Annotated in this window: 18 protein-coding genes; 9 read left to right on the top strand and 9 right to left on the bottom strand. The window is 69.6% G+C overall.

The genetic code is table 11. The annotated features are described in order from the left end of the window. Positions 1-25: 25 nt before the first annotated feature. The 6 genes from JOM49_RS09655 to JOM49_RS09630 form a co-directional block, all read right to left on the bottom strand. Entirely contained in the window at positions 26-1,210 is a 1,185-nt protein-coding gene (locus JOM49_RS09655) for a Gfo/Idh/MocA family protein (RefSeq protein WP_209663984.1), read from the bottom strand. Between the two features lie 42 nt (positions 1,211-1,252). Continuing rightward, positions 1,253-2,314: a substrate-binding domain-containing protein gene (locus JOM49_RS09650; protein ID WP_209663983.1), complete on the bottom strand. Its 1,062-nt coding sequence runs from the start codon at positions 2,312-2,314 to the stop codon at positions 1,253-1,255. 37 nt (positions 2,315-2,351) lie between these two features. Beyond that, a complete protein-coding gene (locus JOM49_RS09645; RefSeq protein WP_209663982.1) occupies positions 2,352-3,380 on the bottom strand; it encodes an ABC transporter permease in 1,029 nt (342 codons plus the stop codon). Next, positions 3,377-4,888 (bottom strand): sugar ABC transporter ATP-binding protein, encoded by a 1,512-nt coding sequence (locus JOM49_RS09640; RefSeq protein ID WP_209663981.1) that lies wholly within the window; start codon positions 4,886-4,888, stop codon positions 3,377-3,379. Before JOM49_RS09640 ends, JOM49_RS09645 begins: the two co-directional genes overlap by 4 nt. Then, entirely contained in the window at positions 4,885-6,126 is a 1,242-nt protein-coding gene (locus JOM49_RS09635; protein WP_209663980.1) for an ROK family protein, read from the bottom strand. Before JOM49_RS09635 ends, JOM49_RS09640 begins: the two co-directional genes overlap by 4 nt. A 287-nt stretch (positions 6,127-6,413) precedes the next feature. Next, the gene (locus tag JOM49_RS09630) at positions 6,414-7,586 is read right to left on the bottom strand and encodes an ROK family transcriptional regulator (protein ID WP_209671020.1); all 1,173 of its coding nucleotides are present in this window, start codon (positions 7,584-7,586) and stop codon (positions 6,414-6,416) included. Positions 7,587-7,728: 142 nt separating this feature from the next. Here JOM49_RS09630 and JOM49_RS09625 point away from each other — a divergent pair, with 142 nt between their 5' ends. The 6 genes from JOM49_RS09625 to JOM49_RS09600 all read left to right on the top strand — a co-directional run bounded on the left by JOM49_RS09625 (position 7,729) and on the right by JOM49_RS09600 (position 12,061). Then, complete coding sequence (locus JOM49_RS09625; RefSeq protein WP_209663979.1) at positions 7,729-8,295, top strand: YbaB/EbfC family nucleoid-associated protein; 567 nt, start codon at positions 7,729-7,731, stop codon at positions 8,293-8,295. Continuing rightward, positions 8,295-8,654, top strand: a complete 360-nt coding sequence (locus JOM49_RS09620; protein ID WP_209663978.1) for an ESX-1 secretion-associated protein — start codon at positions 8,295-8,297, stop codon at positions 8,652-8,654. The genes JOM49_RS09625 and JOM49_RS09620 overlap by 1 nt, the downstream gene beginning before the upstream one ends. Positions 8,655-8,674: 20 nt before the next feature. Next, positions 8,675-9,856 (top strand): WXG100 family type VII secretion target, encoded by a 1,182-nt coding sequence (locus JOM49_RS09615; protein WP_209663977.1) that lies wholly within the window; start codon positions 8,675-8,677, stop codon positions 9,854-9,856. Between the two features lie 38 nt (positions 9,857-9,894). After that, entirely contained in the window at positions 9,895-10,404 is a 510-nt protein-coding gene (locus JOM49_RS09610) for a hypothetical protein (RefSeq protein WP_209663976.1), read from the top strand. Positions 10,405-10,496: 92 nt separating this feature from the next. Beyond that, positions 10,497-11,216 carry a hypothetical protein gene (locus JOM49_RS09605; RefSeq protein WP_209663975.1) on the top strand — a complete coding sequence of 240 codons (720 nt, stop codon included), beginning with the start codon at positions 10,497-10,499 and terminating at the stop codon, positions 11,214-11,216. 68 nt (positions 11,217-11,284) lie between these two features. Further along, positions 11,285-12,061 (top strand): M15 family metallopeptidase, encoded by a 777-nt coding sequence (locus JOM49_RS09600; RefSeq protein ID WP_209663974.1) that lies wholly within the window; start codon positions 11,285-11,287, stop codon positions 12,059-12,061. Here the strand turns inward: JOM49_RS09600 and JOM49_RS09595 are convergent. After that, complete coding sequence (locus tag JOM49_RS09595; RefSeq protein ID WP_209663973.1) at positions 12,058-12,663, bottom strand: response regulator transcription factor; 606 nt, start codon at positions 12,661-12,663, stop codon at positions 12,058-12,060. The two genes, JOM49_RS09600 and JOM49_RS09595, sit on opposite strands and share 4 nt — an antisense overlap. Next, the gene (locus tag JOM49_RS09590; RefSeq protein WP_245370142.1) at positions 12,660-13,820 is read right to left on the bottom strand and encodes a sensor histidine kinase; all 1,161 of its coding nucleotides are present in this window, start codon (positions 13,818-13,820) and stop codon (positions 12,660-12,662) included. The genes JOM49_RS09595 and JOM49_RS09590 overlap by 4 nt, the downstream gene beginning before the upstream one ends. 123 nt (positions 13,821-13,943) lie before the next feature. On the opposite strand from JOM49_RS09590, the gene JOM49_RS09585 reads away from it, so the two are divergent. The 3 genes from JOM49_RS09585 to JOM49_RS09575 are packed head-to-tail and all read left to right on the top strand — an operon-like array spanning position 13,944 to position 15,780. Further along, positions 13,944-14,849: an ABC transporter ATP-binding protein gene (locus JOM49_RS09585; RefSeq protein WP_209663971.1), complete on the top strand. Its 906-nt coding sequence runs from the start codon at positions 13,944-13,946 to the stop codon at positions 14,847-14,849. Beyond that, a complete protein-coding gene (locus JOM49_RS09580; protein WP_209663970.1) occupies positions 14,846-15,574 on the top strand; it encodes an ABC transporter permease in 729 nt (242 codons plus the stop codon). Before JOM49_RS09585 ends, JOM49_RS09580 begins: the two co-directional genes overlap by 4 nt. After that, complete coding sequence (locus JOM49_RS09575) at positions 15,571-15,780, top strand: hypothetical protein (protein WP_209663969.1); 210 nt, start codon at positions 15,571-15,573, stop codon at positions 15,778-15,780. The genes JOM49_RS09580 and JOM49_RS09575 overlap by 4 nt, the downstream gene beginning before the upstream one ends. A gap of 625 nt (positions 15,781-16,405) precedes the next feature. Here JOM49_RS09575 and JOM49_RS09570 read toward each other — a convergent pair. Then, on the bottom strand, positions 16,406-20,317 hold the full coding sequence (locus tag JOM49_RS09570) for a DNA-directed RNA polymerase subunit beta' (protein ID WP_209663968.1): 3,912 nt from the start codon (positions 20,315-20,317) through the stop codon (positions 16,406-16,408). Positions 20,318-20,372: the final 55 nt, after the last annotated feature.

The following is a 20,372-nucleotide window of genomic DNA, read 5'->3' as shown; positions in this document are numbered from 1 at the left end:
GGAGACCGAACGAAAAGGGCTGGGTTCACCTCCTCCTGGCCGTGGCGGTGCTCACGGTGGTGCCGGCCACCGGAGTCCAGCGGGCGTCGTCGGCCGCGCTGGTCTCGACCGCGTGCAGGACCTGCTGGACGCACAGGCCGTCGTCGAAACTGGGAGCGGGGTTCGTGCCCTCGCCGATCGCGGTCAGGAAGTCCGCGACCTCGTGGGTGAAGGTGTGGTCGTAGCCGAGGCCGTGCCCCGGCGGCCACCAGCCGCCGAGGTAGCGGTGACCGGGTTCGGTGACCAGGATCCGCCGGAACCCCGCCTCGGTGTCCGGTGCCGAACCGTCGTGCCACCACAGTTCGTTCATCGACTCGAAGTCGAACGCCATGCTGGCCTTGGTGCCGTTGATCTCCAGGCGCATCGCGTTCTTGCGCCCCAGCGCGTACCGGGTGGCCTCGAAGCTGGCGACCGCGCCGCCGGACAGGCGCGCGAGGAACAACGCGGTGTCGTCGACGGTCACCTCGCCCGGCGAACCGTCCTCGTTGGGGCGGTTGCGGACGAAGGTGTTGGTCAGCGCGGACACCCCGGTGATCAGCTCGCCGCTGACGAACTGCGCCGCGTCCACGATGTGCGCGCCGAGGTCGCCGAGCGCGCCGGACCCGGCCTTGTCCTTGCGCAGCCGCCAGGTCATCGGCGCCTGCGCGTCGGACAGCCAGTCCTGCAGGTAGGTCGCGCGGACGTGCCGGATCTCGCCCAGCGCGCCGTCGCCGACCAGTTTGCGGGCGTGCGCGAGGGCGGGCACCCGGCGGTAGTTGAACGCCACCATCGAGCGGACCCCGCGGGTGGCCGCCGCCCGCGCCGCGGCGGCCATCTGCTCGGCTTCTTCGACCGTGTTGGCGAGCGGTTTCTCGCACAGCACGTGCTTCCCGGCCTCCAGCGCGGCGATCGCGATCGCCGCGTGCGAGTCACCGGGCGTGCAGACGTCGACCAGGCCGACGTCGTCACGGGCGACGAGGTCGCGCCAGTCCGTCTCCACCGCGGCGAACCCGTACTTCGCCGCGGCGGCCTTCGTCTTCGCTTCGTCCCGCCCGCCCAAGGCGGCGAGCACCGGAGTCAGTGGGGTGTCGAAGATCCGGTGGACGTTGCGCCACGCGTGCGAATGCACCGCACCCATGAACGCGTGCCCCACCAGGCCGACCCCGATGCGCTCCCCGCCTGCCGAACTCATTGCTCTTCCCCGTTCTTCACCCTGCGACTGGCCTGCTCGCTGCTACGAGTCGAAGCCGACGTCGAGGTACTGGTCGACGTTCTCCTTGGTCACCACGGCCGAGTAGGTGGTGATCTCCGAGGGGATCTCGTGCTCGGCGAGGTCGCCGACACCCTTCGCCTGCCCGAGCAGCCGGGCCAGCGCGATCGCCGAGGAGGCCATCGACGGGCTGTAGAGCACCGTCGCCTTGACCGGGTTCGCGTCGGACTTGATGTGGTTCATCATGTTCTTCGAACCGGCGCCGCCGACCATGATGAACTCGCTGCGGTTGGCGTTCTCGATCGCCGCGAGCACACCGACACCCTGGTCGTCGTCGTGGTTCCACAGCGCGTCCAGCTTGGCGGCCGACTGCAGCAGGTTCGCCGTCATCGACTCACCGGACTCCGGGGTGAACTGCGCGGAAACCCGCGGGCCCACGGCGAAACCGGCGCGGGTCAGCGCGTCCTTGAAGCCCTGGCTGCGTTCCTGCGTCAGCGGCAGCGAGTCGATGCCCGCGACCTCGCCGATCACCGGCGCGGTGATGTTCTTGGCCTTCATCTGCTGGGCGATGTAGTTGCCCGCGTTGACGCCCATGCGGTAGTTGTCGCCGCCGATCCAGGTGCGGAACGCCAGCGGGGTGTCGAACACGCGGTCCACGTTGATCACCGGGATGCCCGCGTCCATCGCCTGCTGGCCGACGCCGGTCAGCGCCTTGCCGTCGAACGGCAGGATGACCAGGACGTCCACCTTGGCGGTGATCAGCGTTTCCACCTGGGCGATCTGCTGGTTGACGTCGTTCGTGCCCTCGGTGGGCTTGAAGGTGACGTCGGGGAACTTCTCCGCCTGCGCGCGGGCGTTCGTGGTCATCGCGGCCATCCAGCCGTGGTCGGCGGCGGGCGCGGAGAACCCGACGGTGACCATCTTGCCCGGCTGGGCGTTGTCACCGGTGCCCTGCGCGACCGGCTGGGTGCCACCGTTCTGGGCCTGCGGCTGCTCGTTCGACGTGCAGCCCGCCAGCACCACTCCGGCACCGACCGCACCCGCGCCGAGCAGGAACCCGCGGCGGGCCAGGAAGGATTGCGTCATTGCTCCTCCAGTTGTTCTCTATCAGTGGTGCTGTGGATCAAGTGGTGCTGCGCTCACCGCGGCCGCGGAACCGCAGCAGCACGGCGAGCACGATGATCGCGCCCTTGGCGATGTTCTGGATGTCGGTGTCGAGGTTGTTCAGCGTGAAGATGTTGGACAGCACGGTGAAGATCAGGACGCCGACCAGGGTGCCGAGCAGCGAGCCCTTGCCGCCGGTGAGCAGCGTGCCGCCGATCACCACCGCGGCGATCGCGTCGAGCTCGTAGAACATGCCGTTGGTGGAGGCACCGGCGGTGGTCCGGGCGACCACCATCAGCGCCGCGACCCCGCAGCACACGCCGGCCACGGCGTAGACCAGCGCGGTGTGCCGCTTGACGTTGATGCCCGCCAGCCGCGCGGCTTCGGCGTTGCCGCCGACCGCGTAGGTGCGGCGGCCGAAGGTGGTGCGGTTGAGCACCACCCAGCCCACGCCGAACACCAGCGCGAACATCCAGATCAGCACCGGGATGCCGAGGATGTCCCCGCGGAAGAACTCGAGGAAACCGGCGTCGCCGACCACCTGGGTCTTGCGGCCGCTGAGCCGCTCGGCGAGCCCGCGGGCCGAGGCGTACATCGCCAGCGTGGCGATGAACGGCACGACTTTCCCGTACGACACCAGCAACCCGTTGACCAGACCACAGCCGAGGCCGACCGCCAGGCCGCAGATCACCATCACGACCGGGCCGTAGGACTGGGTGGCCAGGGTGGTCAGCCAGACGCTGGACAACGCCACGATCGAGCCGACCGAGAGGTCGATGCCGCCGCTGATGATCACGAAGGTCATGCCGACGCTGACCACGCCGATCGCCGCGGCCAGGCGCAGGATGGTGGAGATGTTGCCTTCGGTGAAGAACACCTCGGGCCGGGTGAAGTAGCCGACCAGGCACAGCACCACCAGCACCCCGGTGAGCCCGATCAGCCGGAAGTCCAGCGGGAAGCCGGAGGATCCGTTCTTCTTGGCCGCCGGCGGTGCCGGGGGCGGATCCGGCTCCGTGTTGATCGGCCGCGATTCGGTCTGTTCGGTCATGCCGCACTCCCCTCGAGGATCAGGTCGAGCACCCCGGCCTCGGTGAGCTCGTTCGCCTGCCGGTCGGCCAGCACCCGGCCTTCGCGGAGGACGAGGACCCGGTCGGCGAGACCGAGTACCTCCGGGATCTCGCTCGAGACCAGCACGATGGCCACGCCGGTCTCGGCCAGTTCGGTGATCAGGCGGTACAGCTCGGCGCGCGCGCCGACGTCCACCCCGCGGGTGGGTTCGTCGAGCAGCAGCACCCGGCAGCCGCGCACCAGCCAGCGCGCGAGCACCGCCTTCTGCTGGTTCCCGCCGGACAGCGTGCGCGCGATGCGCCGCGGGTCGGCGGGCCGCAGGTCCAGTCGCTTCAGCGTTTCCCCGGCGTCGCGGAGTTCGCGGGCGCGGTCGGTGAAGCCGAAGCTGGCGTAGCGGGACAGGCTCGCCAGCGTCACGTTGTGCGCCACGGGCAGGTCGAGCAGCAGGCCCTGGCTCTTGCGCTCTTCCGGCGCGAGGCCGATGCCCGCGCGGACCGCGGCGTGCACGCTGCCGTTGCGCACGCTCTTGCCGTCCACGGAAACCGTGCCGTGGTCGGCTTTCCTGGCGCCCGCGATGGTCTCCAGCAGTTCGCTGCGCCCGGAGCCGACGAGACCGGCGATGCCGAGCACTTCCCCGGCGTGCACGGAGAACCCGATCTCCTCGAACTCACCGCGCCGGGCGAGCCCTTCGACGCGCAGCACCTCGGGCGTGCCCTCGGGCCGCGGGTCCCGGCTGGGACCGAAGACGGTTTCGACGCGGCGACCGGCCATCAGCGCGACCAGGTCGGCGGTCGGGGTGTCGCGGGCGTCGAGGTTCTGCGCCACGGTCCGGCCGTCCTTGAGCACGGTGACGCGGTGGCCGATGCGCCGCAGTTCTTCGAGGCGGTGGGAGATGTAGACGATCGCCACGCCGTCGGCGGTCAGCTCCTCGACGATGCGGAAGAGGTTGTCCACCTCTTCCCCGGCGAGCGCGGCGGTCGGCTCGTCCATCACCAGCAGGCGGGCGTCGTGCGCGAGCGCCCGCGCCATCGACACCAGCTGCTGGGCGGCGGCCGAGAGCCTGCCGACCTCGGTGCCCGGGTGGATCTCGGGGTGACCGAGGCGGGTCATCAGCCGCTGCGCCTCCGCACGCGACTCGGCGACCTTGGTGAAGCCGAAGCGCTGGCGCTCGTGGCCGAGGAAGATGTTCTCCGCCACCGACAGGCCCGGCACGAGGTCGAGTTCCTGGTACATGGTGGCGATGCCCTGGCGCAGCGCGGCCGAGGGGTTGGCCGGCGAGACGACGTCGCCGCGCCAGAGGATCTCCCCCTCGTCGGGGTGGTGGGCGGCGGCGAGCACCTTGATGAGCGTCGACTTGCCCGCGCCGTTCTGGCCGAGCAGGCAGTGCACCTCACCGGGCACCACCTCGAGGTTGACGCCGTCCAGTGCGCGGACGCCGGGGAAGACCTTGACCACACCGCGCACTTCGAGCAGCGGGGAGTCGTTCATAGGGAGACCTCCGAGTTCTCCGGGAGCTCCGAGTCGTGCACGGCCATCGGGGCGAGGGTCGGGTCGGTGAAGAGGCGTTCGGTGGCCAGGTGGGCCGCGCCGAGCAACGCGGCCGAGGTGCCGAGCGCGGAAGCGAGGACGCGGCAGCGGGTGCCGGGTCCGTGGGTGCGCGCGCCGAGCGCGATGCGGATCGGCTCGACCAGCCATTCGGCGAGCCCGGCGAAGTAGCCGCCGAGCACCAGCACCTCGGGGTCGACGAGGTCGACCACGGTGGCCAGTGCGGTGCTGAGCGCGGTGCCGAGGTCGTGGACGGCGGCCGCGGCCCGCTGGTCGCCGCCGCGGATCCGGTCGCGCAGCGCGGTCACCCCGGCGTCGACGCCGAGCGCCGGGTCGTGCAGGGAGTCGGGTGGGGAGGCGGCAGCCCGCAGGAGCGCGGGGAACCCGGCCTTGGTCTCCAGGCAGCCGGTGCGCCCGCAGGGGCAGGCGTCGCCGGCGGGGTCGATGGTGATGTGCCCGATCTCGCCGGCGAACCCGCGGGCACCGCGGAGCAGCACCCCGCTGGAGACCAGGCCGCCGCCGACGCCGTAGCCGCCGCTCAGGTAGAACAGCTCGCGCACGCCGGGGCCTTCGAGTACCTCGGCGAACGCACCGAGGTTGGCCTCGTTTTCGACGAGGACGCCCGCGAGGTCGACGCCGAGACGGGCGGCGATGAGGTCGGCGAGCCCGGCGTCGCGCCAGCGCAGCACCGGGGCGAAGCGGAGGACCTGGGAGTCGGTGTCGACCAGGCCGGGCACCGAGACGGTGATGCCGATCGGGGGCCCGTCGAGGTCGGCGCAGACGGCTTCGGCCAGCGCGGCGAGCTCGTCCATGCCGCGCTCGAGCCCGAGCTGGGCGACGTCGGCGCTGCTGGCGCGGCTGGCCAGCGGCACCCCGGCCAGGTCCATGGTCATCGCGGAGAAGCCGTCGGCCTCCACCCGCAGCGCCAGCCCGTAGGCGGCCTCGCCGCGGAGTTCGACCAGCTGGCTGGGCCTGCCGTGCCCGCCGTTGCGGAGCCCGGCCGGGCGGACCAGGCCGCGGTCGCCGAGTTCGGTGACCAAGCTGGAGACGGTGGCCTTGTAGAGCCCGGAGTGGGCGGCGAGCTGCGACCGCGAGCGCGGCCCGCGCCGGAGTGCGCGAAGGAGACCGGCGAGGTTCGCCGTGCGCTGGCTGACTTGCTCAGCCTGCACGCTCACGCTCATGGCCACCTTGCCTTCACTTTGTAGTGTTGCCAGCGAAAGTAAGGTGGCAAAGTTCACTCGTCAAGGTGAATCAGACGCCATCTTTCGTCAATCCACCCATTTAGACCAGCCGCCCGCGTACCTACTTTCGCTTACGGCGTTCAAAAGACTGCACAACTTTGCCGTTTCCCACTTCTGCGGGAAGAAGCAGGAAAGTAACCCACGGTGAACATTTCGCGGTCGTTTGATCACCACACGTGACGAAACGCGGCCCGCATGCTTCTGCGGGCAAAAGCAGGATCCCCAGGTCAGGACGACAGGGTGAAGGCGCGGTCCGCGGCCGACCAGGCCGAGCCGATGACGCCGGCGGTGTCGCCGAGCTCCGACAGCACGATCGGCAGGTTGCCGGTGGCCAGCGGCAGCGAGCGCCGGTAGACCGCGCTGCGCACCTCCGCCAGCAGCTGGTGCCCGAGCTGCGCCACGCCGCCGCCGATCACCACCATGCCCGGGTTGATGAAGCTGACCAGCGAGGCCACCACCTGCCCCAGCCGACGGCCGCCGTCGCGGATCAGGTTGACCGCGCCGAAGTCGCCCGAGGCCGCCGCGAGGCCCACGTCGTGCGCGGTCACCTCGCCGTTCTCGGCGAGCACCCCGGCCAGGAACGCCGACCGCCCGCTGCGTGCCAGCGTGAGCGCGTCGCGCGCGAGGGCCGAGCCGCCGAAGTACGCCTCCAGGCAACCGACCTCACCGCAGGCACAGGTGGGCCCGTAGTCGTCGAGCCGGATGTGCCCGATGTCCCCCGCCGTGCCCGCCACCCCGCGGTAGACCTTCCCGCCGAGCACGATGCCGCAGCCGATCCCGGTGCCGACCTTGACGAAGATCAGGTCGTCCAGCGAGCGCGCCACCCCGGAGTGCCGTTCGCCGAGCGCCATCGCGTTCACGTCGTTGTCCACCGCGACCGGGCAGTGCAGCAGCCCGCCGAGGTGGTCCCGCACGGCGAACCGGTCCCAGCCGGGCATGATCGGCGGCGCCACCGGCATGCCTTCGGCGAAGGCCACCGGTCCGGGCAGGCCGATGCCCGCGGCCAGCAACCGGCCGGGTGCGTCCTGGCGCACCTTCTCCGCCAGTTCCACCACGCGCGCGAGGACCGCGTGCGGGCCCTGCCGGATGTCGCAGTCTTCGACGGTGTACCCGAGCACCTCGCACCCCGCGTCGGTGACCGCGACGCCGACCGAGGTCGCGCCGACGTCCACCCCGAGGATCCGGAGGTCGCCCGCCAGCCGCAGCAGCGTCGACCGCCGCCCGCCCCGGCTCGCCGACGGACCGGCCACCTCGACCAGTCCCAGCTCCCCCAGCCGGGTCACCTCCGCGGCGACGCGGGCGCGCGGCAACTCCAGCCGCTCGCCCAGCTCCACCCGGGACATCGGGCCCTCGTCCCGCAGCAGGGCCAGCAGTTCGGTCTGATGACGGGTCTCGATCATCGGCTGTCCCTTGGTGGATCCGCTGCTCACCGAAGCAGCTTAGGCGCTGTCATCACGTTTCCGGCCGATCGCTGGGCAGCACTGCGCCATTTGTACGACAATCGCCGCGTCTCAGTCGGGGGACCAGCAGCGGGAGGACACAGTGTCGGCGGAATTCGAGCAACTCGTCGCGAAGTTCGAACAGTTCCAGGCCGGGATCAAGAACGTGGACGACCGGCTCGCCGGGCTCGGTCAGATGCAGGCGGAGATCGGCGCGCTCGAGGCCACCGCCACCTCCCCGGACCGCTCGGTGACCGTGGTCGCCGGACCGGGTGGCTCGGTGAAGGAAATCCGCCTCACCGACGAAGCCATGCGCCAGCGCCCCCAGGCCCTTTCGGCCACGCTCATGCAGACCCTCCAGGCCGCCGTCGCCGAATCCGCACGGCAGCAGGCGACCATCGTCGACGCGCACATGGGCGGTGAGCTCGACCTGACCGGGCAGGTGCTGGAAACCCAGGCGGAAATGCTGGGAACCACAGCCGAGGAACTGCGGTCCAAGCTGCCGGAAACCGCGTCGCCGGGCCGTCCGCGGCGCGACGAGCACGAGGACTTCTCCGAGCAGACGTTCCTCAAGGCGACCGACGAGCCGCAGCACCCGGCTTCACCACCGCCGGGCGGCTCGCAGGGCGACGCGTTCCTGAAGAACCTGTTCGAGGAGGAGGACCGCTGATGGCCGGAGGACACACCGTCATCATCGACGCGCTCACCGCGTATTCGCGGAAGTGCGGGGATGACGTCGCGGTACCGCAGGAGATCGCGCGGCTGGTGCAGCAGGCCGACGTCGGCGACGAATCCTGGGGCGTGATCGGCCTCGTGGTCAAGGACAACTACACCAGCATGCTCGCCGATCTGCAGGAATGCGTGATCGACATCGCGGCCGGGCTGGAAGCGGCTGCGGAGAAGTTCGGCAAGGCGGCCGAGCTCTACCAGCGGCACGAGGACGACAGCGCGAAGCTGCTCGGCGAATTCACCACCGTGCTGAACACCCCGGCGGACAGCCGGACGCCGACCATCGGCCCGGCGAAGTAGAAGCAGAGGAGTCCGCGACCATGGGTGAGAAGACCACCGGCGAGCTGTCCGGCATTTCCATCACCGCCGAGGACGGCTACGGCGAAAAGGTGGCCAAGGCGGTCCCGCTCGCGGGCGGACTGGTCAAAGCCGTCGACAACGGCATCGGCGCGATGAGCGACGGCCAGGTCACCGGCGGCGAGGTCGCCGGGCTGGCCGTCGACGCCACCGGGTTCATCCAGTCCTGCACCGACGCCGCCTCCGGTATCGCCACCGACCCGATCGGCTGGCTGGTCGGGCAGGGGCTGAACTTCCTGCTCGTGGTGGTGCAGCCGCTGCAGGACCTGATCCACTTCGTCAGCGGTGACGGCCCGGCGCTGGGCAACGCGGCGGGCAACTTCAACAGCATCGCCGGTGGGCTGGTCAAGTTCGCGCAGAAGTACCACCAGGAAGCCGGGACCGCGCTGGCGGACTGGACCGGGGACGCGAAGGACGCCGCCCAGGCCAAGGTCGACTCGTTCGCCCAGGGCATCCAGGGCACCGCCGCCGAGGCCGGGAACATCGCCCAGCTGCTGCAGATCTCCAGCATGATCATGTCGGTCATCGAGGACTTCATCAAAGCCCTGCTGACCGAGTTCATCACCTGGCTGATCATGATCTGGATCCCGGCGCTGGCCGCCGCGGTGCCCAGCTTCGGCGCCTCGACCGCGGCCGCGGGCACCGCGACCACGGTCAAGGGCACCACCACCGCGGCCAACGCCACGCAGAAGGTGAGCAAGCTCCGCCAGCTGCTGGACAAGATCCACGAGCTGATCACCAAGCTCAAGGACTTCTTCAAGACCGCGGGCGCGGCGATCAAGAAGTCGTTCGCCGAGCGCAAGCTGGGCAGCGCGCTGCACACCGGGCTCAAGGACGGCGCGCAGGAAATGGGCGTGAAGGCGTCGGCGGGCACCAAGCTCTACGCGGACACCGGCATGGTCGGCAGCCGCATGCTCGGCGGCCTCAAGAACGACGGTGACGGCGGGCTCGGGCAGAGCTTCGTCTCGTCGATGGTCGACGCGGGCAAGGGCAGCTTGCAGGGTCAGGTCGGCATCGGCGCGGACGGCGGGTTCAGGCCGGGCAAGCCGCTGGGCCACCTCAACAACGGCAAGAAGGCCGCCGACTACGGCGGCACCGGCGAGGAACAGAGCCACGAGGAGAACACCGAAGACCTCAACTTCTGATGTTTTCCGCGTGGAGGTTCCAGCGCGAGCTGAACTCGTTGGAGCGCAAGCACAACTGGCAGGTGCGGCGGCTCAGCGACCCGGGTGGGCCGGTGCCGTCCACCCGGCGGCTGCGGTTCGACCCGGCTCGGCCGGAGAACGCGTTGCCGTCGGAGGTGCTGCACGTCTTCGGCCGGATCGACTGGTTGTTCCTGCTCACCGCGGTCAACCGGCAGGAGTGGGAACACCGGACCGGCAACCCGGCCGACGGCGGTGGCAGCGGCTGGGTCCCGGCGGACCGGCACCGCTGCGTCCTGACGATCCGGCGAGGCGCGACCAGGGTCGAGGTGGAGCGGGGGAAAACGGTCGATCCACGCGATACGGCCCAGGCAGCACGTTATGCCGAGTGGAACCAGCTCTTTCTCTCCGAGGACTACCGCCGGTTCGAACTCTCCCCCGGCCTGTTCGGGAACGACGAGTTCCTGTCCATCCGCTGGAAAGGCCGCCCCGAGCGCGGAGACCTGCGCCAGAATCTCGGCAAGCTGGCCGCCTACGACGGCCGGCACTGATCCACTTCGAGAGCCACGCTCCCACTCAAGAGCGCCGCTCTCGAACTCACACTGCTGCTCTCATCCCTGAGCAGTGATCCACAGGAGAACTCGTGACGTTCAAGGACTACCTGCCCGCTTTCGTGGTCGCCGGGTACGCGCTGGCGGGAATCCTCGGCTGGCTGCGCGGCAAACTGAGCAGCGGCCGCAAACCGCTGACCGTCGCGATCTCCGTCCTCGTCGTCGCCACCAGCCTGTTCTGGCTGATCGCCGGCGCCGGACTGACCGGCACGATCACCATCCTCGTGGTGTTCCTGGTGGTCCCGTTCGTGGTGATCTTCGTGTCCCAGGTGCTCGGCAGGGCCCGCCGCCGGAAGGCGGGCGACGAGAACCTCCCGCCGATCTGGCCGGCCGTGGTGCTCGCCATCGGCGCGCTGGCGTTCTGCCTGCCGGCGGTCAACCTGATCACCAACGGGCTCTGCAGCCTCGTCGGCCTCGACCACAACGTCGGCCTCCTGGTCACCGGCACCGAGGACGCCAGCACCTTCCGGGACGGCTCTCCCCGCCTGGTCAGCGGCGAATACCTGTTCGAGGGCACCCGGATCTTCGTGGACCACTCGTGGTGGTTCGCCTTCGGCCCGCTGCCTGCCGAAGGCGACACCGTCGAGGTCTCCGTCGCGCCGATGTGGCCCTACCCGATCTACGAGAACACCTGGTCCGCGGTGGTCATGACCGGTCTCGGCGCCACGCTGCTGGTCCCCGGGATCCCGCTCGCCCTGCTGGCACTGAAAGAACGCCGCCGGACCGCGGTACCCGCGCTCAGTTCGGAATGATGCCGTTCGGCCTGGCCCGTTATCCATTCGTTACCGTAGCCCCGGAACTCGGCTGCTACCAAGGGCGGATGATCCTCCGCAAGGTGTTCACCGCCGCCGCGGCCGTCCTGCTGTCCGGCGCCGCCTTCGCCGCGCCGGCCCAGGCGACTTCGGCCCGCCCGTTCGTGGTGCTGCGGGACTTCGCCCCGACCATCCAGCACGACATCCGGTACCACGGCCCGCACAACTTCGTCGGCACGCCGGTCGACGGCTACCGCGAACCGCTGTGCATCCTCACCCGGCCCGCCGCCGAAGCGTTGCGGCGCGCGCAGTGGAAGCTGCTCGCCCGCGGTTACTCGCTGAAGGTCTACGACTGCTTCCGCCCGCAGCGCGCGGTCGACCACTTCGTGCGCTGGGCCAAGGACCTCGAAGACGAGAAGATGAAGCCCGAGTTCTACCCCAACGTGGCCAAGGACCGGCTGTTCGCCGACGGCTACATCGCCGAGAAGTCGGGGCACAGCCGGGGAAGCACGGTCGACCTGACCGTGGTGAAGCTGCCGCCGCGCCCACAGCGCCCGTACGTGCCGGGTGAGCCGCTCGAACCGTGCACCGCGCCGGCCGGCGAGCGCTTCCCGGACAACTCCGTGGACATGGGCACCGGGTTCGACTGCTTCGACACGCTTTCGCACACGGCCAACCCGCTGATCACCGGCAAGGCCCGCGAACACCGCGACCTGCTGGTGAACACCATGGCGGAAGCCGGTTTCCGCAACCTGGTCGAGGAGTGGTGGCACTTCACCCTCAACGACGAGCCCTACCCGGACACCTACTTCGACTTCCCGATTTCCCGGAAATCGGTGTACTAGATCCAGCCGTGGTCGCGGGCGATGCGAGCGGCTTGCCCGCGGCTGCGTGCCCCGAGCTTGGTCATCGCGGATGAGGTGTAGTTGCGCACGGTGCCCGCCGACAGGTGCATCGCCCGCGCGATCTCGGTGGCGGTGGTGGTGTCGTCGACCAGGCGCAGCACGTCCAGTTCGCGCTCGGTCAGCGGGCAGTCGACCTCGGCGATCGCGTCGGCGGCGAACTCGGGGTCGACGTACCGCAGTCCGGCGTGAACCCGCCGGATCACCTCGGCGAGCAGTGAGGCCGGAGCCGTCTTCGCCAGGAAACCCTTGGCACCGGAGGAAAGCGCCTGCCGCAGCACACCGGGACGGGCGTGCCGGGTGAGCATCACCGAGCGCACCCCCGGGTAGGTGCGGGCAACCCGCTCCAGCACGGCGAGGCCGTCGAGCACCGGCATCTCGTGGTCCACCACGAGCACGTCCGGCCGGTGCTCGGCGACCGCCTCCAGCGCCGCGGCGCCGTCCGGCACCCCGGCCACCACGGTCAGGTCAGGCTCCAGGTTCAGCAGCGACTCGATGGCCTGCCTGGTCAGCTGCTCGTCGTCGGCGAGCACGACGCGGATCATCTGGGCACCTCCGCCCGCACTTCGAACGCGTTGTCGTGGGCCTCGGCGGAGAACTCGCCACCGGCTTCGGTGATGCGCCGGTTCAGCCCGCGCAGGCCGGACCCCTCACGGTCCTCTTCCCGCATCGGGGCGACACCGTCGTTGCGCACGTGGAGCACGGCCCGGCCGTCGCGGATTTCCAGTCGTACCAGGCAATGGCTCGCGTCGGCGTGCCGGAGCAGATTGGTCACCGCCTCACGCAGCACCCGCCCGAGCAGTTCGCTCGCCGCACTGCTCAACCGCGACGGGTCGCCGGTGAACTGCCAGCGGATGCCCGCCGACTCGAGCAGCCCGCGTGCGCCGGCGATCTCGATCGCCAGCTCGGTCGACCGCCTGCCCTGCACCAGCGCGCGCACGTCGTGCACCGCGCCCCTGGCCAGCCGCTGCACCTCGTTGAGTTCCGCGCGGGACCGTTCCGGGTCGACCTCGCTGAGCCTGCTGGCCAGTTCGCTCTTGAGCGAGACCACTTCGAGCGCGTGCCCGAGGATGTCGTGCAGGTCCTCCGCCAGCCGCAGCCGCTCCTTGGTGGTGGCCAGATCCGCCGCGTCGAGCCGGGCCTTCTCCAGTTCCAGGGTCAGCGTCCACTGGCGGAGCAGCAACACCTCGGCGTAGGTCATCACCGGGGCCAGCACGAACACGACCGCGGCCTGCTGGGGCACCTGCGTGCCTCCCATGAACAGCAGGGTGACCGCGGCGGCGAGCGCCATCAACGCCGCGAAACCGAACACCAGCCGCCACCCGGCGCCGGGGAACCTGGCGATGAGCAGGTCGTGCGCCACCAGTCCGGTGGCCAGCGCCCACATCGCGCCGCTGCCCTCGGTGGCGAAGGCGGCCACGACCACCCCGGCCGAGACCAGCGCGAGCAGGACCGCCTCCGGCCACGACATCCGCGGGATCGGCCCGGCGATCGACCGGACCGTCCAGCGCAGGTGACTGAGCACGAACACCAGCAGCCCCAGCCCGAGCGCCGCCGCCCGCACCGGGTTCGGCCGGTCGGCGCTCTCGCTCAGCACCAGCACCCCGGCGAGCAGGAACAGCGAGACGAGCACGTTGTACCGGTTGTAGCGGCGCAGCGATTCGAGGGCGCCGCGGTCCCCGGCCCCCACCCGCCACTTCATCGCGCGCACCGGCTCACAGTAACCACCGATGACACCTGTCACGTCCCGCGCGTACGACCGTCATCTGCTCCGGTGACACCGGCGACTGGGTTCGGCCGGGCCGCGGCGGCATCGTCCGGGGTCATGAACGCGATCGAGATCTCCGAGCTGAAGTACTCCTACGACGGGTTCACCGCGGTCGACGGGATCGACTTCACCGTGCGCGGCGGTGAGATCTTCGCGCTGCTCGGCACCAACGGCGCCGGCAAGACCACCACGCTGGAGCTGATCGAAGGCTTCCGGCGGCCGGAGTCCGGCAGCATCCGGGTGTTCGGGCACGATCCGGCGCGCGCCAGATCGCGGTTGAAACCGCGGATGGGGGTGATGCTGCAGCAGGCCGGGCTGATCGAGGAACTGTCCACAGTGGAAACCCTGCGGTTGTGGGGTTCGCTGAGCAGCCGGGACGACGACGTCGAGGAGCTGCTGGACCGCGTGGAGCTGGCGCACCGCCGGAACACGCGCGTGGAGCAGCTGTCCGGTGGTGAGAAGCGGCGGCTGGACTTCGCGCTGGCCACCTGGGGACGGCCGGAGCTGGTGGTGCTCGACGAGCCGACCACCGGGCTGGACCCGGAGTCGCGGCAGCGGTTGTGGAAGACGGTCGAGCGCATGCGTGACGAGGGCAGCACGATCCTGCTCACCACGCACTACCTGGAGGAGGCCGAGGCGCTGGCCGACCGGGTGGCGATCATGCACCAGGGCCGGATCTCGGTGGCGGGCACGCTGACCGAGGTGCTCGCCGCGCACCCGTCGCGGATCACCGCGCTGGTGCCCGCCACCGCGCTCGACCACCCGCTGCCCGTCTTCGACGGCACCCTCGATTCCACTTTGGACGAACGGGGGGCGTTGCTGGTGGTGGAAACCGCGGAGTTGCAGGACGACCTGGGCCTGCTGCTGGACTGGGCGAGGCAGCACGGCGTCAAGCTCGGCCGGTTGTCGGCCACGCAGGCGTCCCTGTCGGAGATCTTCCTGACCGTGGGGGCACAGCGATGACCATGATGGTGCGGCACGGCTGGTTCGAGATCCGGTTGCTGTTCCGGCGCAAGCTCACCCTGTTCTCGGCGACGGTGATGCCGATCGGGTTGTGCGTGCTGACCTGGTTCGGCGTGCGCGACCGGCAGCCGGAGAACTGGGGTTCGCTGCTGGGCGACCGGTTCACCATGCTGATGCTGTTGTCGGTGTTCATGACCAGCATGACCATCTACACCGCCCGGCGGCAGTCGCTGGTGCTCAAGCGGTTGCGCACGACGGAACTGACCGACGCCGGGGTGATCGGCGCGATCACCATGCCGGTGGTGGCGATGGGCGTGGTGCAGGCGCTGGCTTACTTCGTGTTCTGCCTGTTCCTGGGCGCACCGATGCCCACCCACCCGTGGCTGGTGGTGCTCGGCATGGCAGGCGGGGTGCTGCTGACCGTCACCGCGGGCATGGCGACGGCGGCGCTGAGCAAGAGCGTCGAGGCCACCCACGTCACCTCGTTCCCGGTCATGATCGGCGCACTCGCGGGCCTGTTCATGGTCGGCTCCGGCGACGAACAGGTCGCCACCGCGGGCTCACTCATGCCCCTGATCGGCCCGTCGAACCTGCTCGCGAAGGGCTGGTCCGGCTTCGACACCGGTTTCACCCCACTCACCGTCGACCTGGGCTCGACCCTGCTGTGGGGCGTCCTGTTCGCCGCGGTCATCGGCCGCTTCTTCCGCTGGGAGCCACGAACGTGAAACACTTCCAAATCCTGCTGGGCACCAAACTCGCCGACACCCCCGGCACCCAACTCGCCGTCGACCTGGGCGCCCTGGTGCTGGTGATCGCCGTCCTGCTACTCGGCGGCGTCAGCAACCCTCTGGCCTGGATCCTCCTCCCAGGCGGCCTGCTGATCGTCGCCATCGTCCGCACCGTCATCGTCGCCCGCCGAAACACCCCCTGACCAGGCATTCCAGCTTTAGCCCGCAGAAGCATCGGCCCCTTCCTGCTTCTGCGGGCTAACGCATTTCCGCCCCCTGGCCAGCCTTTCCCCGCCTCCAGCCCGCACGCCACCCACCTCTCCGCACCCGCACGCCTTCCCCACCACACGCGCCGCCCTCGCCGCTACACACCCGCCGCGAACGTCGACCCCAGCCACGCGAACGTGGAACTCAGCTGCCCGAACGTGGAACTCGCGCCCGCCAACGTGCATTTCGGCCGCACCAACGTGGAACTCGGCCGCCTGAATGTCGAACTCAGCCGCGCCAACGTGTAGTTCACGCGCACGAATGTGGAAGCCGCGTGCCCCAACGTGAAGCTCGGGCTCCCGAACGTGAGACTCAGCTGCCCGAGTGTGGAACTCGGGTGCCTGAGCGTGGGACTCGCCCCGCGGACGTGGGGCTCGGGTGCCTGGGTGTGGGGTTCGGTGCGGAGGGGAGGGGCGCGGGGCAGGAGGGGGTGTCACGAATGTGGCTTTCGGGACGTTTGGCGTCTCGAAAGCCACATTCGTGACATCGGCCAGCCCTACAAATAGGGAGAGCCCCCGCTCCCATGATGGGGGCGGGGGCTCTCCGGTGTAGCGGAAACCCTTACCGGAAGTCGCGACCGAAGTCGTAGTCGTCCAGCGGGACGGCGGCACCGGTGCCGGTGCCGAACACGTCCGGGGTGTAGTAGCCGTCGTCGTAGGACGGGATCGCGTAGGCGGCGACCCGCGCCTCCTCGGTCGGCTGCACCTGGATGTTCCGGTACTTGTTGATGCCGGTACCGGCCGGGATCAGCTTACCGATGATCACGTTCTCCTTGAGGCCCACGAGCTTGTCCGACCGGCCGTTGATGGCCGCGTCGGTCAGCACGCGGGTGGTCTCCTGGAACGACGCCGCCGACAGCCACGAGTCCGTGGTCAGCGAGGCCTTCGTGATCCCCATCAGCACCGGGCGACCCGAAGCGGGCTCGCCGCCCTCGGCGACCGCGGCCCGGTTCGTCGCCTCGAACTTGGTCCGCTCGGGCAGCTCGCCCGGCAGGAAGTCCGTGGCCCCGGAGTCGATGATCGTCACGCGGCGCAGCATCTGCCGCACGATGACCTCGATGTGCTTGTCGTGGATCGACACACCCTGCGCCCGGTACACCTTCTGGACCTCGTCCACGAGGTGCATCTGCGCCTCGCGGGGACCCATCACGCGGAGCACCTCGTGCGGGTCCGGCGTGCCCTCGAGCAGCTGCTGCCCGACGTTGACGTGGTCGCCGTCGGCTAGCGGGCCGTCCGGGGTGTTCGCCAGCCGCTGCCGCTTGGACAGCTTGTCGAACACGATCTCCTCCGACCCGTCGTCCGGGATCAGGGTGATCTTCCAGAACCGCTCGCTCTCCTCGATCCGCACGCGGCCGTCGACGTCGGCGATCGGCGCCTTGCCCTTCGGCACGCGGGCCTCGAACAGCTCCTGCACACGCGGCAGACCGGTGGTGATGTCGTCACCGGCGACGCCACCCTGGTGGAAGGTACGCATGGTCAGCTGCGTACCCGGCTCACCGATCGACTGGGCGGCCACGATGCCCACCGCCTCGCCGACGTCCACCAGCTGACCGGTCGCCATCGAGCGCCCGTAGCAGGTGGCGCAGATGCCGACAGCCGACTCGCAGGTCAGCACGCTGCGGACCTTGACCTTCGAGATGCCGCTGGAGATCAGCTTCTCGATGGCCGGGTCGCCGATGTCGTCACCGGCGTTGAGCACCACGTTGCCGCTGGAGTCGGCCGCGTCGGCCGCCAGGGTCCTGGCGTAGACGCTGGTCTCCACGTGCTGGTCGCGCAGCACCTTGCCGCCACCGATGTCCTCACCGATGATCATGTTGATCCCGCGGGTGGTGCCGCAGTCGACCTCGCGGACGATGACGTCCTGCGACACGTCCACCAGACGACGGGTCAGGTAACCCGAGTCGGCGGTACGCAGCGCGGTGTCGGCCAGACCCTTTCGCGCACCGTGCGTGGCGATGAAGTACTCCGCCACCGACAGGCCCTCACGGAAGTTCGCCTTGATCGGGCGCGGGATGTACTCACCCTTCGGGTTCGACACCAGTCCACGCATCCCGGCCAGCGACCGGACCTGGGTCATGTTGCCCGCGGCCCCGGACTTCACGATGATCGAGATCGGGTTGTCGTCGGGGAAGTGCGCTTCCATCACCTTGGCGACGTCCTCGGTCGCCTGGGTCCAGACCTTCACCAGCTCGTTGTTGCGCTCGGCGTGCGAGAGCTGACCGCGCTGGTAGCGCTTCTCGACCTGGTCGGCCTTGCCCTCGTACTCCTCGAGGATGCCCTTCTTCTCGTCGGGCACCAGCACGTCGGAGATGGCGACGGTGACCCCGGACCGGGTGGCCCAGTAGAAACCGGCGTCCTTGAGGCGGTCCAGCGTCTGCGCGACCTGGGTCATCGAGTACCGCTCGGCGAGGTCGTTCACGATCGCGGCCTGCCGCTTCTTCGGCATCGGCTCGTTCACGAACGGGTAGTCCGCCGGCAGCAGCTCGTTGAACAGCACGCGGCCCAGGGTGGTCTCGGCCAGCCACGGCTTGCCGGGCTCCCAGCCCTTTTCGGCCAGGCGGGCCTCGTCGGCCTTGGCCGGCTGGCGGTCCTTGACGCGGATCTTGATCGGCGCGTGCAGGCTGATCGCCTTGCGGTCGAAGGCCATGATGGCCTCGGCCGGCGAGGAGAAGGCCTGCCCGGCACCGTCGGCGTCCTCGGTGAGGCGGGTCAGGTGGAACAGCCCGGTCACCATGTCCAGACGCGGCATCGCCAGCGGGCGACCCGAGGCCGGGGAGAGGATGTTGTTCGCCGACAGCATCAGGATGCGGGCCTCGGCCTGCGCCTCGGCCGACAGCGGCAGGTGCACCGCCATCTGGTCACCGTCGAAGTCCGCGTTGAACGCCTCGCAGACCAGCGGGTGCAGCTGGATGGCCTTGCCCTCGACCAGCTGCGGCTCGAAGGCCTGGATACCGAGGCGGTGCAGGGTCGGTGCGCGGTTCAGCATCACCGGGTGGCCGGTGATGACCTCTTCGAGCACGTCCCACACCTGCGGGCGCGAGCGCTCCACCATCCGCTTGGCGGACTTGATGTTCTGCGCGTGGTTCAGGTCGACCAGCCGCTTCATCACGAACGGCTTGAACAGCTCCAGCGCCATGTCCTTCGGCAGACCGCACTGGTGCAGCTTCAGCTGCGGCCCGACGATGATCACCGAACGGCCGGAGTAGTCCACGCGCTTGCCGAGCAGGTTCTGGCGGAACCGGCCCTGCTTGCCCTTGAGCAGGTCGGACAGCGACTTCAGCGGGCGGTTACCGGGACCGGTCACCGGGCGGCCGCGGCGGCCGTTGTCGAACAGCGCGTCGACGGCCTCCTGCAGCATCCGCTTCTCGTTGTTCACGATGATCTCGGGCGCGCCGAGGTCGATCAGCCGCTTGAGCCGGTTGTTCCGGTTGATCACGCGGCGGTAGAGGTCGTTCAGGTCCGAGGTGGCGAACCGGCCACCGTCGAGCTGCACCATCGGGCGCAGGTCCGGCGGGATGACCGGCACGGCGTCGAGCACCATGCCACGCGGGTCGTTGCCGGTGACCTGGAAGGCCGCGACGACCTTGAGCCGCTTGAGCGCGCGGAGCTTCTTCTGCCCCTTGCCGTTGCGGATGGTGTCGCGCAGGTTCTCGGCCTCGGCGGCCACGTCGAACTCGGCGGCCAGCTTCTGGATGGCCTCCGCGCCCATGCCACCGGTGAAGTACTCGCCGTAGCGGTCGATCAGCTCGCGGTAGAGCAGCTCGTCGGCGATCAGCTGGCGCGGCTCGAGCTTGGTGAACGTGGTCCAGACCTCTTCGAGGCGGTCCAGCTCACGCCCGGCGCGGTCGCGCAGCTGGCGCATCTCGCGCTCGCCGCCCTCCTTGACCTTGCGGCGGACGTCGGACTTGGCGCCCTCCGCCTCCAGCTCGGCCAGGTCGGCTTCCAGCTTCTGCGCGCGGGCCTCGATGTCGGCGTCGCGCTTGAGCTCGAGGTTCTTGCGCTCGACACCGATCTCGTTCTCGAGGGTCGGCAGGTCGTTGTGCCGCAGCTCGGTGTTCACGCCGGTGATCACGTAGGCCGCGAAGTAGATGATCTTCTCGAGGTCCTTCGGGGCCAGGTCGAGCAGGTAACCCAGCCGCGAGGGCACGCCCTTGAAGTACCAGATGTGGGTGACCGGGGCGGCCAGCTCGATGTGGCCCATCCGCTCACGCCGCACCTTGGCGCGGGTCACCTCGACGCCGCAGCGCTCGCAGATGATGCCCTTGAAGCGGACCCGCTTGTACTTACCGCAGTAGCACTCCCAGTCGCGGGTCGGACCGAAGATCTTCTCGCAGAAGAGCCCGTCCTTCTCCGGCTTGAGCGTGCGGTAGTTGATGGTCTCCGGCTTCTTCACTTCACCGAAGGACCACTGGCGGATGTCGTCAGCGGTGGCGAGGCCGATCCGGAGCTCATCGAAGAAATTGACGTCCAGCACGTCGTTGCATCCCCTTGGGGTTGTTTCGAATAGCGGGGGCGGCAGTCCGGCGGGT

It is taken from the genome of Amycolatopsis magusensis (genome assembly GCF_017875555.1).
GTDB lineage: Bacteria > Actinomycetota > Actinomycetes > Mycobacteriales > Pseudonocardiaceae > Amycolatopsis > Amycolatopsis magusensis.
This window is presented reverse-complemented; position numbering and strand designations above follow the sequence as displayed.

Bases quoted from the DNA above. Each gene is read 5' to 3' on its own strand.
- JOM49_RS09640 (WP_209663981.1), bottom strand. From the start codon at position 4,888: ATGAACGACTCCCCGCTGCTCGAAGTGCGCGGTGTGGTCAAGGTCTTC.
- JOM49_RS09635 (WP_209663980.1), bottom strand. From the start codon at position 6,126: ATGAGCGTGAGCGTGCAGGCTGAGCAAGTCAGCCAGCGCACGGCGAAC.
- JOM49_RS09615 (WP_209663977.1), top strand. From the start codon at position 8,675: ATGGGTGAGAAGACCACCGGCGAGCTGTCCGGCATTTCCATCACCGCC.
- JOM49_RS09600 (WP_209663974.1), top strand. From the start codon at position 11,285: ATGATCCTCCGCAAGGTGTTCACCGCCGCCGCGGCCGTCCTGCTGTCC.
- JOM49_RS09590 (WP_245370142.1), bottom strand. From the start codon at position 13,820: ATGAAGTGGCGGGTGGGGGCCGGGGACCGCGGCGCCCTCGAATCGCTG.
- JOM49_RS09580 (WP_209663970.1), top strand. From the start codon at position 14,846: ATGACCATGATGGTGCGGCACGGCTGGTTCGAGATCCGGTTGCTGTTC.
- JOM49_RS09620 (WP_209663978.1), top strand. From the start codon at position 8,295: ATGGCCGGAGGACACACCGTCATCATCGACGCGCTCACCGCGTATTCG.
- JOM49_RS09655 (WP_209663984.1), bottom strand. From the start codon at position 1,210: ATGAGTTCGGCAGGCGGGGAGCGCATCGGGGTCGGCCTGGTGGGGCAC.
- JOM49_RS09585 (WP_209663971.1), top strand. From the start codon at position 13,944: ATGAACGCGATCGAGATCTCCGAGCTGAAGTACTCCTACGACGGGTTC.
- JOM49_RS09595 (WP_209663973.1), bottom strand. From the start codon at position 12,663: ATGATCCGCGTCGTGCTCGCCGACGACGAGCAGCTGACCAGGCAGGCC.
- JOM49_RS09650 (WP_209663983.1), bottom strand. From the start codon at position 2,314: ATGACGCAATCCTTCCTGGCCCGCCGCGGGTTCCTGCTCGGCGCGGGT.
- JOM49_RS09645 (WP_209663982.1), bottom strand. From the start codon at position 3,380: ATGACCGAACAGACCGAATCGCGGCCGATCAACACGGAGCCGGATCCG.
- JOM49_RS09630 (WP_209671020.1), bottom strand. From the start codon at position 7,586: ATGATCGAGACCCGTCATCAGACCGAACTGCTGGCCCTGCTGCGGGAC.